The organism is Curtobacterium sp. ZW137 (assembly GCF_003762905.1).
Lineage (GTDB): Bacteria > Actinomycetota > Actinomycetes > Actinomycetales > Microbacteriaceae > Curtobacterium.
This window is the reverse complement of the sequence record NZ_RJKS01000001.1, coordinates 799,506-813,869: the sequence shown is the minus strand read 5'-3', so window position 1 is coordinate 813,869 and position 14,364 is coordinate 799,506. Positions and strand designations below refer to the sequence as shown.

14 protein-coding genes are annotated in these 14,364 nt (G+C 71.3%); 12 read left to right on the top strand and 2 right to left on the bottom strand.

The features are described from left to right. Nucleotides 1-18 precede the first annotated feature (18 nt). From aroC to aroB, 3 genes are read left to right on the top strand one after another with little or no spacing between them, the layout of a single operon-like run. Nucleotides 19-1,239, top strand: a complete 1,221-nt coding sequence (aroC, locus tag EDF55_RS03840) for a chorismate synthase (RefSeq protein ID WP_123653570.1) — start codon at nt 19-21, stop codon at nt 1,237-1,239. Beyond that, nucleotides 1,236-1,778, top strand: a complete 543-nt coding sequence (locus tag EDF55_RS03835) for a shikimate kinase (RefSeq protein ID WP_260235785.1) — start codon at nt 1,236-1,238, stop codon at nt 1,776-1,778. Before aroC ends, EDF55_RS03835 begins: the two co-directional genes overlap by 4 nt. After that, nucleotides 1,775-2,872, top strand: a complete 1,098-nt coding sequence (gene aroB, locus EDF55_RS03830) for a 3-dehydroquinate synthase (RefSeq protein ID WP_395868337.1) — start codon at nt 1,775-1,777, stop codon at nt 2,870-2,872. Before EDF55_RS03835 ends, aroB begins: the two co-directional genes overlap by 4 nt. Nucleotides 2,873-2,880: 8 nt before the next feature. On the opposite strand, the gene EDF55_RS03825 is transcribed toward aroB, so the two are convergent. Together EDF55_RS03825 and EDF55_RS03820 are read right to left on the bottom strand one after the other, a co-directional pair. Next, entirely contained in the window at nt 2,881-3,075 is a 195-nt protein-coding gene (locus EDF55_RS03825; protein ID WP_123653569.1) for a hypothetical protein, read from the bottom strand. After that, the gene (locus tag EDF55_RS03820; protein WP_123653568.1) at nt 3,075-3,377 is read right to left on the bottom strand and encodes a hypothetical protein; all 303 of its coding nucleotides are present in this window, start codon (nt 3,375-3,377) and stop codon (nt 3,075-3,077) included. The genes EDF55_RS03825 and EDF55_RS03820 overlap by 1 nt, the downstream gene beginning before the upstream one ends. Nucleotides 3,378-3,505: 128 nt before the next feature. Between EDF55_RS03820 and EDF55_RS03815 the strand changes: the two genes are divergently transcribed. The 9 genes from EDF55_RS03815 (at nt 3,506) to carB (ending at nt 14,315) form a co-directional block, all read left to right on the top strand. After that, complete coding sequence (locus EDF55_RS03815) at nt 3,506-5,197, top strand: AarF/ABC1/UbiB kinase family protein (RefSeq protein ID WP_185017088.1); 1,692 nt, start codon at nt 3,506-3,508, stop codon at nt 5,195-5,197. Nucleotides 5,198-5,275: 78 nt separating this feature from the next. Then, nucleotides 5,276-5,839 (top strand): elongation factor P, encoded by a 564-nt coding sequence (efp, locus tag EDF55_RS03810; protein ID WP_123653567.1) that lies wholly within the window; start codon nt 5,276-5,278, stop codon nt 5,837-5,839. Between the two features lie 11 nt (nt 5,840-5,850). Beyond that, entirely contained in the window at nt 5,851-6,303 is a 453-nt protein-coding gene (gene nusB, locus EDF55_RS03805) for a transcription antitermination factor NusB (protein ID WP_123653566.1), read from the top strand. A gap of 58 nt (nt 6,304-6,361) precedes the next feature. Further along, nucleotides 6,362-6,952, top strand: coding sequence for a bifunctional pyr operon transcriptional regulator/uracil phosphoribosyltransferase PyrR (gene pyrR, locus EDF55_RS03800; protein ID WP_123653565.1), 591 nt, complete (start codon nt 6,362-6,364; stop codon nt 6,950-6,952). Beyond that, entirely contained in the window at nt 6,949-7,944 is a 996-nt protein-coding gene (locus EDF55_RS03795) for an aspartate carbamoyltransferase catalytic subunit (protein WP_123653564.1), read from the top strand. Before pyrR ends, EDF55_RS03795 begins: the two co-directional genes overlap by 4 nt. Further along, nucleotides 7,941-9,299: a dihydroorotase gene (locus tag EDF55_RS03790; protein ID WP_123653563.1), complete on the top strand. Its 1,359-nt coding sequence runs from the start codon at nt 7,941-7,943 to the stop codon at nt 9,297-9,299. Before EDF55_RS03795 ends, EDF55_RS03790 begins: the two co-directional genes overlap by 4 nt. After that, nucleotides 9,296-9,838: a hypothetical protein gene (locus tag EDF55_RS03785; protein WP_123653562.1), complete on the top strand. Its 543-nt coding sequence runs from the start codon at nt 9,296-9,298 to the stop codon at nt 9,836-9,838. Before EDF55_RS03790 ends, EDF55_RS03785 begins: the two co-directional genes overlap by 4 nt. After that, nucleotides 9,838-11,037 (top strand): glutamine-hydrolyzing carbamoyl-phosphate synthase small subunit, encoded by a 1,200-nt coding sequence (carA, locus tag EDF55_RS03780; protein ID WP_123653561.1) that lies wholly within the window; start codon nt 9,838-9,840, stop codon nt 11,035-11,037. The genes EDF55_RS03785 and carA overlap by 1 nt, the downstream gene beginning before the upstream one ends. Next, nucleotides 11,037-14,315 (top strand): carbamoyl-phosphate synthase large subunit, encoded by a 3,279-nt coding sequence (gene carB, locus EDF55_RS03775; protein ID WP_123653560.1) that lies wholly within the window; start codon nt 11,037-11,039, stop codon nt 14,313-14,315. The genes carA and carB overlap by 1 nt, the downstream gene beginning before the upstream one ends. Nucleotides 14,316-14,364 lie beyond the last annotated feature (49 nt).

Genomic DNA, 14,364 nt, shown 5'->3' with positions numbered 1-14,364 from the left:
TGTGGGAGGATGGACACCATGCTTCGTTGGTTGACCGCTGGTGAGTCCCACGGACCCGAACTGATCGCGATGCTCGAGGGCCTGCCCGCCGGCGTCCCGGTGTCGTTCGAGTCCATCCGTACCGACCTCGCGCGGCGCAAGCTCGGCTACGGCCGCGGCTCCCGCATGAAGTTCGAGCAGGACGAGTTGCACGTGTCCGGCGGCGTCCGCCACGGGTACTCCCTCGGCAGCCCGATCGCCATCCGTATCGGCAACACCGAATGGCCCAAGTGGGTCGAGGTGATGAACCCGGAGCCCGTCGAGGAGACCGAGCTCTCCCGTGGCCGCAGTGCGCCCCTGACGCGCCCCCGCCCGGGTCACGCCGACCTGGTCGGCATGCAGAAGTACGGCTTCGACGAAGCCCGCCCGATCCTCGAGCGCGCCTCGGCACGAGAGACCGCTGCCCGCGTCGCGCTCGGCGCCGTCGCGAAGTCCTTCCTCGCCGAGCTCGGCATCCGGTCCGTCGCGCACACCCTGCAGGTCGGGACCGTCCGCGTGCCGGACGGCACCGCGCTCCCGCAGCCGGACGACGTCGACCGCCTCGACGAGGACCAGCTGCGCTGTTTCGACGCGGAGACGTCGGCCCGCATGGTCACCGAGGTCGAAGCCGCGAAGAAGGACGGCGACACCCTCGGCGGTGTCGTCGAGGTGCTCTTCTACGGCGTCCCGCCGGGGCTCGGCTCGCACGTGCAGTGGGACCGCCGTCTCGACGCACGGCTCGCCGCAGCGATCATGGGCATCCAGGCGATCAAGGGCGTCGAGGTCGGTGACGGCTTCCAGACCGCCGGCCGCCGCGGCTCCGAGGCGCACGACGAGCTCTACCGTGAAGACGGCGAGATCATCCGCACGAGCGACCGTGCCGGCGGCACCGAGGGCGGCATGTCCACGGGCACCGTGCTCCGGGTCCGCGCGGGCATGAAGCCGATCGCGACGATCCCGCACGCGCTGCACACCATCGACGTCACCACGGGTGAGGACGCCTCGGCGCACCACCAGCGGTCCGACGTCTGCGCGGTCCCCGCAGCGGGCGTCGTGGCAGAGGCGATGGTCGCACTGGTGCTCGCCGACGCCGTGCTCGAGAAGTTCGGCGGCGACAACGTCGTCGAGACCAAGCGCAACCTCGAGTCGTACCTGGCCTCGATCCCGGAGACCCTGCGCTCCCGTCGGACCGAGCCGGCTGCGCACTCGTCGTCCTGGTGAGCACGGAGGGCGCCGGCACCCCGACGGCCCCGACCGCGCCCGTCGTCATCATCGGTCCGATGGGCGCGGGCAAGTCGAGCGTCGGCAAGCGGGTGGCGAAGCAGCTCGGCGTCCCGTTCACCGACACCGACCGTGTCATCGTCCGTGAGCACGGGCCGATCCCGGGGATCTTCGCGGACCGCGGGGAGCCGGCGTTCCGTGCCCTCGAGGCCGAGGCGGTCCGTCAGGCGATGGCGACCGGCGGCGTGATCGCCGTCGGTGGTGGGGCCGTCACGCACGCGGCCACCCGCGAGGCACTGGGTGGCGCGCGGGTCGTGCTGCTCACGGTCTCACCGGAGGCCGTCGCCGAACGCATCACCGGGTCCGACCGACCCCTGCTGGCGTCGGGCGGCATCGACGCGTGGCAGACCATCATGGACGAGCGCGCCGCGACCTACGCGGAACTCGCGCACACCGTCGTCGACACCTCTCGTCGGCCGATGTCCCACGTCGTCGACGACGTGGTGACCTGGCTGACGAGCACCGAAGGAGCACCGTGACCGAGTCGATCCTGCCCGAGGGCACCACCGAGATCCGCGTCGGCGGGGACGACGGGTACGTCGTCGCGGTCGGCACCGGGCTGCTCGGCTCCGTGCCGGCGCTGCTCGGACCGCGGGTCGCGAAGGTGCTCATCGTGCACGCACCGACGCTGGGCGCCCGCGCGGAGGAACTGCGCGTGCAGCTCGTCGACGCCGGCCTCGAGGCGCTCATCGCCGAGGTCCCGGACGCCGAGGGAGCCAAGCGCGTCGAGGTCGCCGCGTTCTGCTGGCAGATCATGGGCCAGTCGGACTTCACCCGCACCGACGCCGTCATCGGCCTCGGCGGGGGAGCCGTCACCGACCTCGCCGGCTTCGTCGCAGCGACGTGGCTCCGCGGCGTGCCGTACATCGCGATCCCGACGAGCGTGCTCGGCATGGTCGACGCGAGCGTCGGCGGCAAGACCGGCATCAACACGAACGAGGGCAAGAACCTCGTCGGGGCCTTCTTCGCCCCCAAGGCGGTCGTCGCGGACATCGACCTGGTGCGCACCCTGCCGAAGAACGACGTCCTGACCGGGTTCGCCGAGATCGTCAAGGCCGGGTTCATCGCCGTCCCGGAGATCCTCGACGTGATCGAGGCCGACGTCGAGCGTGCGACCGACCCCACCACGCCGGAGTTCCGCCGCGTCGTCGAGCTGGCGATCGAGCTGAAGGCGCAGGTGGTGTCCGACGACTTCACCGAGCAGGGCCGCCGCGAGATCCTGAACTACGGCCACACCCTCGGCCACGCGATCGAGCACGCCGAGCGGTACCAGTGGCGCCACGGTGCTGCGGTGTCGGTCGGCATGGTGTTCGCGGCCGAACTGGCCCGTCTCACCGGGCACCTCGACGACGCGACCGTCGATCGGCACCGGGCGATCCTGGAATCGCTGTCGCTGCCGACGACGTACCCGCTCGGCCGCTGGGAGGGGCTGCTCGCGACGATGCGCCGCGACAAGAAGGCCCGCGCCGGGATGCTCCGGTTCATCATCCTCGACGGTGTCGGCAAGCCGACCACGCTCGAGGGTCCCGAGGACCACCTCCTCTTCACCGCGTACCAGGAGGTCGGGGTCTAGCCGACCCGCTACCGGAGCACCCGGAGCGTCCGCCGCCACCACCACTTCACGTGCATCGACACCGTGACGACTCCGGTGCGCTCGTACTCCCGCCATTCGTCGACGGTCGCCCCTTCTTGCCAGGCATCGAGCACTTTGTCGTCCTCTTCGGTGCCGTTGACGTCGAACACCGGTCGGTCGGGTAGCGGGGCGAACAACGGCATCAGGGTTCCTCCTGGTCGTGCGGCGGGTGGTGGCGGTCGAGTACATGGCGCCGGAGAGCTCGGCGTGCGAGTTCCTGGTCCGGCTTGGGCGCCCACCGTACGTCGATGAGGCGCTGGAGGACAGTTCTCGAGATGTCGTATTCGGACTGGCTCCGGTTCGCGCGAACCGCCCAGGTCAGTCGTTCCCATGCGTGGTTCCGGTCGGCGGCGCGGCGGGCCTGGAACGCGCCGAACCAGCTGACCACGGCGGCCGCGATGGCGGCGGCAGCCGCGACGGCGGCGGCGATGAGTGCTGTGTCCATGGGACGAGCGTGACGCCCTGGCGGCGGTCGACCGACGGGGGCGAGCCGACCTGTGGAGAGGGAGCCGTGCCTCCCGGCTGTGGAGGAACGACCCGGGGAAGCCCAGGCCGGGGGAGCATGCTGGCCGTGTGCCCAACCCACCCCGCCTGAGCGACCTCGGCGGCGGCCCGACCGTGGACGCGGGGACCCTCAGGACCCGCGCGCGCCGCTTCGCCGAACTCCTCGCCATCGCCCGCCGCCACGGCCTCGTCCCCTTCCGCCGCCTCGACTTCACCCGCGACCCGGAGACCTCCGACAAGCGCCGTGACCAGGCCGAGCACCTGCGCCGCGCGCTCGAGGAAGCGGGCGGCGGGTTCGTGAAGATGGGCCAGCTGCTCTCCACGCGCGACGACCTGCTGCCCGACGAGTGGACCGAGGGGCTCGCGCACCTGCAGCGGAACGTCACGCCGGCGGACCCGACGGCGGTCGCCGAGCTCCTCGCGCGGGAACTGCACGCTCCCGTCGACCAGGTCTTCCAGTCCTTCGACAACACGCCGGTCGCGGCCGCGTCCATCGCGCAGGTGCACCGTGCGCGGCTGCACGACGGCACCGCGGTGGCCGTGAAGGTGCAGCGCCCCGGCATCGACGACGCGGTCCGGCGTGACGTGGACATCGCGCTGCGGGTCGTCAAGTTCATGGCGCGCACCTCCGCCGAAGCGCGACAGGTCGGCGTGCAGGACGTCGCGGCGCAGTACGCGGCCGACCTGATCCGGCAGGTCGACTTCGGGTCGGAGCTCCGGAACCTCGAGACCCTCCGCGCGGCACAGGCCAGGAGCGCCCGTCCGGACGAGATCCGGTTCCCCGATCCCTACCCGGAGCTGTCCGGCCGGCGCGTCCTGGTGATGGAGTTCCTCGAGGGCGACACGCTCAGCGCGATCCGGGCGTCCCGCGCAGACCGCGACCTGGACGAGCCGATGCGGGCGATCCTCCGGGCGTTCCTCCGGCAGGTCGTGTTCGACGGGGTCTACCACGGCGACCTGCACCCCGGGAACGTCCTGCTGCTGCCCGACGGCCGACCGGCGCTCATCGACTTCGGGTCGGTCGGGCGCCTCGACCCCGGGCTCCGCGACGTCGTGCAGGAACTGCTGGCCGCGTACATCCAGGACGACACCGCCCGCATCGCCGACGCGGTGCTGCGGATGGCACCGGTCCGACGTGCCGAGGACGAGCCGGACTTCCGTCGCGACATCGCCCGGTTCGTCGCCGACGAGCTCGGACCCGGCGCGCGCATCGGGGTGGAGACCGTCGACGACGCGGTCGAGGTGTTCGGCCGCTACCGGCTGAAGGCGCCGCCGGACTTCGTGGCGGCGGCGCGGGCACTCGCGATCTTCGAGGGGACGCTCCGCAGTCTGGTTCCCTCGTTCGACCTGCTCGAGGAGTCCCGGAACCTGGCGCGCGAGCAGATCCGCGACCAGCTCCGTCCGAGTGTCCTGCGGGACGTCGCAGCACGCGAGCTCTTCGGCCTGTTCTCGACCGTCAGACGACTGCCGCGGCGGGTCGACCGCATCGGGGAGGCGATCGAGCACGGCCGGCTCTCGGTCAACATCCGGCTGCTCTCCGACCGGCGGGACCGGCAGACCCTGTCCGGGATGATCCGGCGGGTCCTCCTGGTGCTGCTCGGGTCCGGTGCCGGGATCCTGGCGATCGTCTACCTGGCGTCGCCGGCTCGTCCCACCGCCGTCCTCGGCACCGGGACGGCCGGTGGGCTGCTCGGGGGAGCGGCGGTGGTGCTGCTCGTCTGGGCCGGGATCGACGCGTGGCGTGCCCGCCGACGGGACTGAGCCGGTCGGCTACACTCGACCGGGGCGCGCAGCCGCCCGCACACTTCATTCATCAACACGAATTGGACATCGACACCCATGGCCAGTACCACTGACATCAAGAACGGCGCCGTTCTCATCATCGACGGGCAGCTCTGGTCGGTCGTCGAGTTCCAGCACGTGAAGCCCGGCAAGGGTGGTGCGTTCGTCCGCACCAAGCTGAAGAACGTCGTCTCCGGCAAGGTCGTCGACCGCACGTTCAACGCGGGCGCGAAGATCGAGACCGCGACGGTCGACCGCCGTGACTACCAGTTCCTCTACGAGGACGGCGACTCCTACGTGTTCATGGACACCGACACCTACGACCAGATCCCGGTCCCCGCGACCGTCGTCGGCGACGCGAAGAACTTCCTCCTCGAGTCCGCGATGGTCACCATCGCGATGAACGAGGGCAACCCGCTCTACATCGAGCTCCCGACGTCGATCGTCACCGAGATCGAGACCGAGCCGGGCCTGCAGGGCGACCGCTCGTCCGGTGGGACGAAGCCCGCGACGATCAAGGCCACCGGCTACCAGATCCAGGTGCCGCTGTACCTCGAGACGGACACCAAGGTGAAGATCGACACGCGCGACGGCAACTTCCTCGGCCGCGTCAACGACTAGGCGCTGACCGTATGAGTGCTCGTTCGAAGGCCCGCAAGCGCGCCCTCGACATGCTGTACGTGGCAGAGGTCCGGGAACTCCCGATCGCGGACGTCCTCGCCACGGAGACCGTCCGGCACCTCGACCAGCCCGAGCGTGCGTCCAGCTGGGACTACGCCCGGCAGGTCGTCACAGGCATCGAGGACGCCCGCGTGGAGATCGACGCGGTGATCGTCGAACACGCCCAGGGCTGGTCGATCCCGCGGATGCCGGTCCTCGATCGCTGCATCCTCCGGATGGGCGTGTGGGAGATCCGGTTCAACCCGGAGGTCCCGGACGCCGTCGCCATCGCCGAGGCGGTCGAGCTCGCGCAGTCGCTGTCCACCGAGGAGTCGGCGGGCTTCGTCAACGGCGTGCTCGGAGCGATCGCCGGAGGCCGTGCACCGTCCGGTCGGTCGGTCGCAGGGGACCAGGAGTCCCGGTAGGGTTGACCACGTCAGCATCCTTTAAATGCCGTCCTGAGAGGCGGGGAAGGAGGTCGGCGTGGGTACCAGAACGGTCCTGCAGCACTCCGACATCACGCGTGCTCTGACACGCATCGCGCACGAGATCCTCGAGGCCAACCACGGCGCCTCGGACCTGGTGCTCCTCGGCATCCCGACCCGGGGTGCCGTCCTCGCGGAGCGGCTCGGCCGCATCCTCGCGGACATCGAACCCGAGTGGGACGGCCGCGTCGGCACGCTCGACGTCACGATGCACCGCGACGACCTCGGTCGCGGCATCGGCCGGGCGCCGCACCGGACGACCATCCCCGCCGGCGGCATCGACGGCCGGGTCGTCGTCCTGGTCGACGACGTGCTGTACTCCGGGCGCACGGTCCGCGCGGCCCTCGACGCCCTGCAGAACATCGGTCGGCCGCGGGCGGTCCGCCTCGCCGTCCTCGTGGACCGCGGGCACCGGGAGCTCCCGATCCGTGCGGACCACGTCGGCAAGAACCTGCCGACCGCGTCCGACGAGCGCGTCACCCTCCGGCTCACCGAGACCGACGGTGCCGACGAGGTCGTCATCGAACAGCCGCAGCAGCCGCAGCAGCCGCAGCCGCAGCAGCAGCCGGCACCGGGAGGCGTCGCGTGAAGCACCTCCTCTCCACCGCCGACCTCTCCCGTGGCGACGCGATCCAGATCCTCGACGTCGCCGAGGAGATGGCCGAGGTCAACCAGCGCGAGGTCCGGAAGCTCCCGGCACTCCGCGGCAAGACCGTCGTGAACCTCTTCTTCGAGGACTCCACCCGCACGCGGATCTCCTTCGAGGCCGCCGCGAAGCGCCTCTCCGCCGACGTCATCAACTTCGCCGCGAAGGGCTCCAGCGTCTCCAAGGGCGAGTCGCTCAAGGACACCGTGCAGACCCTCGGCGCGATGGGCATCGACGGCATCGTGATGCGCCACGGCGCCTCCGGTGCACCCCGGGTGCTCGCCGACGCGGACTGGATCGACGTCCCGGTGGTGAACGCCGGCGACGGCACGCACGAGCACCCGACGCAGGCGCTCCTCGACGCGTTCACGATGCGGCGGCGGCTGCACGGCGCCGGCAGCCGTGGGCAGGCGCTCGACGGGGTCCGCGTCCTCATCGTCGGCGACGTGCTGCACAGCCGCGTCGCCCGCAGCAACGCGTGGCTCCTCCGCACCCTCGGCGCGAGCGTGACCTTCGCGGCCCCGCCGACACTGCTGCCCGTCACGACGACCCCGTTCGGCGCTGCCGTGCACCACGACCTCGACACCGCCCTCGCCGAGGACCCGGACGTCGTGATGACGCTCCGCATCCAGCAGGAGCGCATGAACGACGCCTTCTTCCCGAACCCGCGCGAGTACACACGCCACTGGGGCCTCACCGCCGCGCGGTTCGCGCGGCTCTCCGAGCGCACGCTCGTGATGCACCCCGGGCCGATGAACCGCGGCCTGGAGATCGCCGGCGTCGCCGCCGACTCGCCCGCATCGACGATCGTCGAGCAGGTCGAGCACGGCGTCTCCGTCCGGATGGCCGTCCTGTACCTGGCCCTCACGGGCGACCTGGGCCTCACGGGCGCAGGCGCCCCGTCCGGCACCGACCAGAAGGAGTCCGTCGCATGACCGCTCACCTCATCCGCGGCGCGCAGCTGGTCGACGGCTCGCGTGCCGACATCCGCCTGGAGGGACGTCGCATCACCGCGATCGGGTCCGGTCTCGACGCGGCCGGCGCCACCACCGTGGACGCGGACGGCCTGATCGCCCTGCCCGGTCTCGTGGACCTGCACACCCACCTCCGCGAGCCCGGTCACGAGGAGTCCGAGACGGTCCTGTCCGGCTCGCGCGCCGCGGCCGCCGGTGGATTCACCGCCGTGAACGCGATGGCGAACTCGAGCCCGGTCGCGGACACCGCGGGCGTGGTGGAGCAGGTCCAGGCGCTCGGCGACGACGCGGGCTACGTCACGGTCCGCCCGATCGGCGCCGTCTCGCAGGGCCTGCAGGGCACGCACCTGTCCGAGATCGGTGCGATGGCGACCTCGCGGGCGAAGGTCCGGGTGTTCTCCGACGACGGCTCGTGCGTGTCCGACCCGCTCCTGATGCGCCGCGCGCTCGAGTACATCAAGGGCTTCGGCGGTGTCCTCGCGCAGCATGCACAAGAGCCCCGTCTGACCATCGGCGCGCAGATGAACGAGGGCCGCCTGTCCTCGGAGCTCGGCCTCGCCGGCTGGCCCGCCGTGGCGGAAGAGGCGATCATCGCCCGGGACGTCCTGCTCGCCGACCACGTCGGAGCACGCCTGCACGTGTGCCACGTCTCGACGGCCGGCAGCGTCGAGGTGATCCGCTGGGCCAAGTCCCGCGGGATCGACGTCACGGCCGAGGTCACGCCGCACCACCTGGTGCTCACCGAGGACCTCATCGCGGGGATCGACGGTGCTCCCGGGTACGACGCCCGCTACAAGGTGAACCCGCCGCTCCGTGCGCGTGAGGACGTGGACGCCCTCCGCGCCGCCCTCGCCGACGGCACGATCGACATCGTCGCGACGGACCACGCACCGCACACGGCAGAGGCGAAGTGCTGCGAGTGGCCGGCGGCCGCCAACGGCATGGTCGGTCTCGAGTCCGCGCTGAGCGTCGTCCAGGCCGCGGTGGTCGAGGACGGCCGCCTCGACTGGGCCGACATCGCTCGCGTGCTCTCGAGCGCTCCCGCCCGCATCGGCCAGGTCGAGGGCCACGGTCAGGCGATCGCCGAGGGCGCCCCCGCGGAGATCACCCTCTACGACCCGAGCGCGAGCCGCGAGTTCGCCGTCAGCGACCTCGCCGGGCAGTCGCAGAACTCGCCCTACCTCGGCATGCGCCTGCCCGGGCGCGTCGTCGCGACGTTCCACCACGGGTACCCGACGGTGCTCGACGGCGCGGTCGTCGACGCGGAGACCATCGCAGCAGCCGCGGCCGCAGCGCGGACGGCGGTGACCGCGTGAGCGGCGACGCCGCACGCTGGCTCCTCGGCGGCGTGATCCTGCTCGCGGTGGCCGCGCTCTTCGTGGCCATGGCGCGCACGTGGCGGACGCGGGTGCGCAAGCAGACGGAGGCCGTGCCTCCCGTCAGCGTGCCGTCCGACGTCGGACCGGCGGCCGGGGCGTGGGACGGCTTCACCGTCGCGACGACCCGTGCCGACCTGCCACTCGAACGCATCACCGCCGGCGGACTCGGCTTCCGCGGTCGCGGCGGCGTGACCGTCCACGACGACGGCGTCGTCCTGCACCTCGCCGGCGCGGACGACCGCTGGGTCGCCGCGGACGCGCTCCGCGGCGCCGACCGCGCCACGTGGGCCATCGACCGTGTGGTCGAACCCGGGGGACTGGTCCGTCTGCGATGGACGGCGACCGGCGCCGCAGGTGCGACGGACCTCGACACCTACTTCCGGTTCCCGGAGGACGACGCAGCAGCACTGCGGGCGCTCCAGGAGCTGGCGACGAAGCACAACCACCCGCACACCGCGGGCGAAGGGACGAACTGATGACACGCGAACGGGCCGTGCTGGTCCTCGAGGACGGCACCCGCTACGACGGATGGGCCTACGGCGCCCGCGGACGCACCCTCGGCGAGGTCGTCTTCGCAACCGGGATGACCGGGTACCAGGAGACGCTGACCGATCCGTCCTACGCCGGGCAGATCGTGGTGCAGACCGCGCCGCACATCGGCAACACCGGTGTGAACGACGAGGACCCCGAGTCCCGTCGCATCTGGGTCGCCGGGTACGTGGTGCGCGACCCCAGCCGCGTGGTGTCGAACCACCGTGCGAACGCCTCGCTCGACGACCACCTGGAGCGCGACGGCATCGTCGGGATCTCCGGGATCGACACCCGCGCGATCACCCGCCGGATCCGTGACGCCGGCGCGATGAAGGGCGGCGTGTTCAGCGGCCCGGACGCGGCCCTGTCGCCCGAGGAGCAGGGCCGGCTCGTGCGCGAGCAGGTCGACATGGCGGGGCAGAGCCTCTCCGCGGCGGTCTCCACCGCCGAGCCGTACGTCGTCCCCGCCGTCGGCGAGCAGATCGGCACGCTCGCCGTGCTCGACCTCGGCGTCAAGGCGTCGACCACGCGCTACCTCGCCGCCCGCGGCTTCGAGGTGCACGTGCTGCCGCAGGACTCGACGATCGAGGCGCTCCGGGACCTCGCGCCGGACGCCCTGTTCTACTCGAACGGCCCGGGTGACCCGGCCGCGTCCGAGTCGCAGGTCGCGCTGCTGCAGGAGAGCCTCCGCGACGGCCGCCCGTTCTTCGGCATCTGCTTCGGCAACCAGCTCCTCGGCCGCGCGCTCGGCTTCGGCACCTACAAGCTGCCCTTCGGCCACCGCGGCATCAACCAGCCGGTGCTCGACACCACCACCGGCAAGGTCGAGATCACGAGCCAGAACCACGGCTTCGCGGTGGACGCCCCCGTCGGCGAGGTGCTCGAGTCCCCGGTCGGCTTCGGTCGCGTCGAGGTCTCGCACTACTCGCTCAACGACAACGTCGTCGAGGGTCTCCGCGCGCTCGACATCCCGGCGTTCAGCGTGCAGTACCACCCCGAGGCGGCCGCCGGACCGCACGACAGCATGTACCTGTTCGACCGCTTCCGGGACATGGTCGTTGCGCGCAACGAGGGCCGTCCGCTGGACGCAGCCACCGCCGACGCGACCACCCCCGCAGCCGACGTCACGAAGGAAGGCAACTGATGCCGAAGCGCCCTGACATCAACTCCGTCCTGGTCATCGGCTCCGGCCCGATCGTCATCGGGCAGGCCGCCGAGTTCGACTACTCCGGCACCCAGGCCTGCCGTGTCCTCCGTGCCGAGGGCATTCGCGTGATCCTCGTCAACCCGAACCCGGCGACGATCATGACGGACCCGGACTTCGCCGACGCCACCTACATCGAGCCGATCACGAACGCCTCGATCGAGGAGATCATCCGCATCGAGCAGCCGGACGCGATCCTGCCGACGCTCGGCGGCCAGACCGCGCTGAACGCCGCGATCGCGCTCGACGAGGCCGGCATCCTCGCCGAGCACGGTGTCGAGCTCATCGGCGCCAAGGTCGACGCGATCCAGCGCGGCGAGGACCGGCAGCTCTTCAAGGAGCTCGTGCTCGAGTCCGGCGCCGACGTGGCCCGCAGCCACATCGCCCACACGCTCGAAGAAGCCAAGGAGTTCGCGAAGGACCTCGGCTACCCGCTCGTCGTCCGCCCGTCCTTCACCATGGGCGGTCTCGGCTCCGGCTTCGCGTACACCGAGGAAGAGCTGATCCGGTTCGTCGGTGACGGGCTGCAGTCCAGCCCGACGACCGAGGTCCTGCTCGAGGAGTCGATCCTCGGCTGGAAGGAGTACGAGCTCGAGCTGATGCGGGACAACTACGACAACACCGTCGTGGTCTGCTCCATCGAGAACGTCGACCCGGTCGGCGTGCACACCGGCGACTCGATCACGGTCGCCCCCGCGCTGACGCTGACCGACCGCGAGTACCAGAACATGCGGAACATCGGCATCGACATCATCCGTCGCGTCGGCGTCGACACCGGTGGCTGCAACATCCAGTTCGCCGTCGACCCGGCGAACGGCCGTCTCATCGTCATCGAGATGAACCCCCGTGTCTCGCGCTCCAGCGCGCTGGCGTCGAAGGCGACGGGCTTCCCGATCGCGAAGATCGCCGCGAAGCTCGCCATCGGGTACCGCCTCGACGAGATCCAGAACGACATCACCCGGGTCACCCCGGCGAGCTTCGAGCCGACGCTCGACTACGTCGTCGTGAAGACCCCGCGCTTCGCGTTCGAGAAGTTCCCGGCCGCCGACGCCACCCTGACCACGACGATGAAGAGCGTCGGCGAGGCGATGGCCATCGGCCGGAACTTCGCCACCGCCCTGCAGAAGTCGCTCCGCTCGCTGGAGAAGCGCGGCTCGAGCTTCCACTGGGACACCCCGGCGGCCGAGCTCGACAAGGACGCGCTCCTCGAGAAGTCGAAGATCCCGACCGACGGCCGCATCGTGACGGTGCAGCAGGCGCTCTACGCCGGTGCCACCGTGGAAGAGGTCTTCGCGGCGAACGCGATCGACCCGTGGTACCTCGACCAGATCGTGCTGATCAACGAGGTCGCGGCCGAGGTCCGTGACGCCGCCGAGCTCGACGCGGACACGATCCGCTGGGCGAAGGAGCACGGCTTCAGCGACATCCAGATCGCGGCGCTCCGCGGCATCACCGAGCAGCAGGTCCGCGACGTCCGGCACGAGCTCGGCATCCGCCCGGTCTTCAAGACGGTCGACACCTGCGCCGGCGAGTTCCCGGCCCTGACGCCGTACCACTACTCGTCCTACGACACCGAGACCGAGGTCGCCCCGTCGGGCCGCAAGAAGGTCGTCATCCTCGGCTCCGGCCCGAACCGCATCGGCCAGGGCGTCGAGTTCGACTACTCCTGCGTGCACGCGTCCTTCGCGCTGAGCGACGCCGGGTTCGAGACGATCATGATCAACTGCAACCCGGAGACGGTGTCCACCGACTACGACACCTCGGACCGGCTGTACTTCGAGCCGCTGACCACCGAGGACGTCCTCGAGGTCATCGAGGCCGAGGCCGCGTCCGGCGAACTCGTCGGTGTCGTCGTGCAGCTCGGCGGCCAGACGGCCCTCGGGCTCGCGAAGCCGCTCGAGGCTGCCGGGATCCCGATCCTCGGCACCAGCCCGACGGCGATCGACTCCGCCGAGGAGCGCGGCCAGTTCTCCGCGATCCTCGACGCGGCCGGGCTGCTCGCGCCGCGGAACGGCACCGCGCACGACCTGGAGAGCGCGACCGCCGTCGCCGAGGAGATCGGCTACCCGGTCCTCGTCCGCCCGTCGTTCGTGCTCGGTGGCCGCGGCATGGAGATCGTCTACGACGCCACCGCGATGGCCGACTACTTCGGCCGGATGGCCGACCAGGCGATCATCGGCCCGGACCTGCCGCTCCTGGTGGACCGGTTCCTCGACGACGCCGTGGAGATCGACGTCGACGCGCTGTTCGACGGCGAGCGGCTCTACATCGGCGGCATCATGGAGCACATCGAAGAGGCGGGCATCCACTCGGGTGACTCGTCCTGCACGCTCCCGCCGGTCGGTCTCGGCCGCGGCGAGATCCAGGCGGTCGTCGACGCCACCGAGAAGATCGCGCGCGGCATCGGCGTGCGCGGGCTCCTCAACGTGCAGTTCGCGATCGGCGCCGGCGTGCTCTACGTGCTCGAGGCGAACCCTCGCGCCAGCCGCACCGTGCCGTTCGTCTCGAAGGCGCTCGGCATCGCCCTGGCGAAGGCGGCCGCCCGGATCATGACCGGCACCTCGGTCGACGCCCTCGTCGAGGAAGGGCTCCTGCCCGCCCGCGACGGCGCGTTCGTGCCGGCGCAGGCCCCGGTCGCGGTCAAGGAAGCGGTGCTGCCGTTCCGCCGCTTCCGCACCGCCGAGGGCCAGGTCGTCGACTCGGTGCTCAGCCCCGAGATGCGCTCCACCGGTGAGGTCATGGGCATCGACCGCGACTTCCCGCGGGCGTTCCTCAAGTCCCAGATCGCGGCGTACGGCGGGCTGCCGACCAGCGGCACCGTGTTCGTGAGCGTCGCGGACACCGACAAGCGCGCCATCGTGCTGCCCGTGCACCGGCTGCAGCAGCTCGGCTTCACGATCACCGCGACCGAGGGCACCGCCGAGGTGCTCCGCCGCAACGGCATCCTCGTCGACGTGGTCGGCAAGTACAGCCAGGGCGGCGAGAGCGTCGTCGACCTGCTCGCGCGCAACGAGGTCGACATCGTGATCAACACGCCGAGCGGCGCGTCGGGTCGTGCGGACGGCTACGAGATCCGCGCGGCCACGGTCGCCGCGGACAAGCCGCTGTTCACGACGATCGCGCAGCTCGGCGCGGCCGTCGCGGCGATCGAGACGATCGGCACCGCGCACAGCGTGCGCAGCCTGCAGGACTACGCGCTCGAGCGGGCGGGCTGGTGACGGAGGGCCCCGTGGACGCTGCGCAGCCTGGGCCCACGCCGCCGGTTCC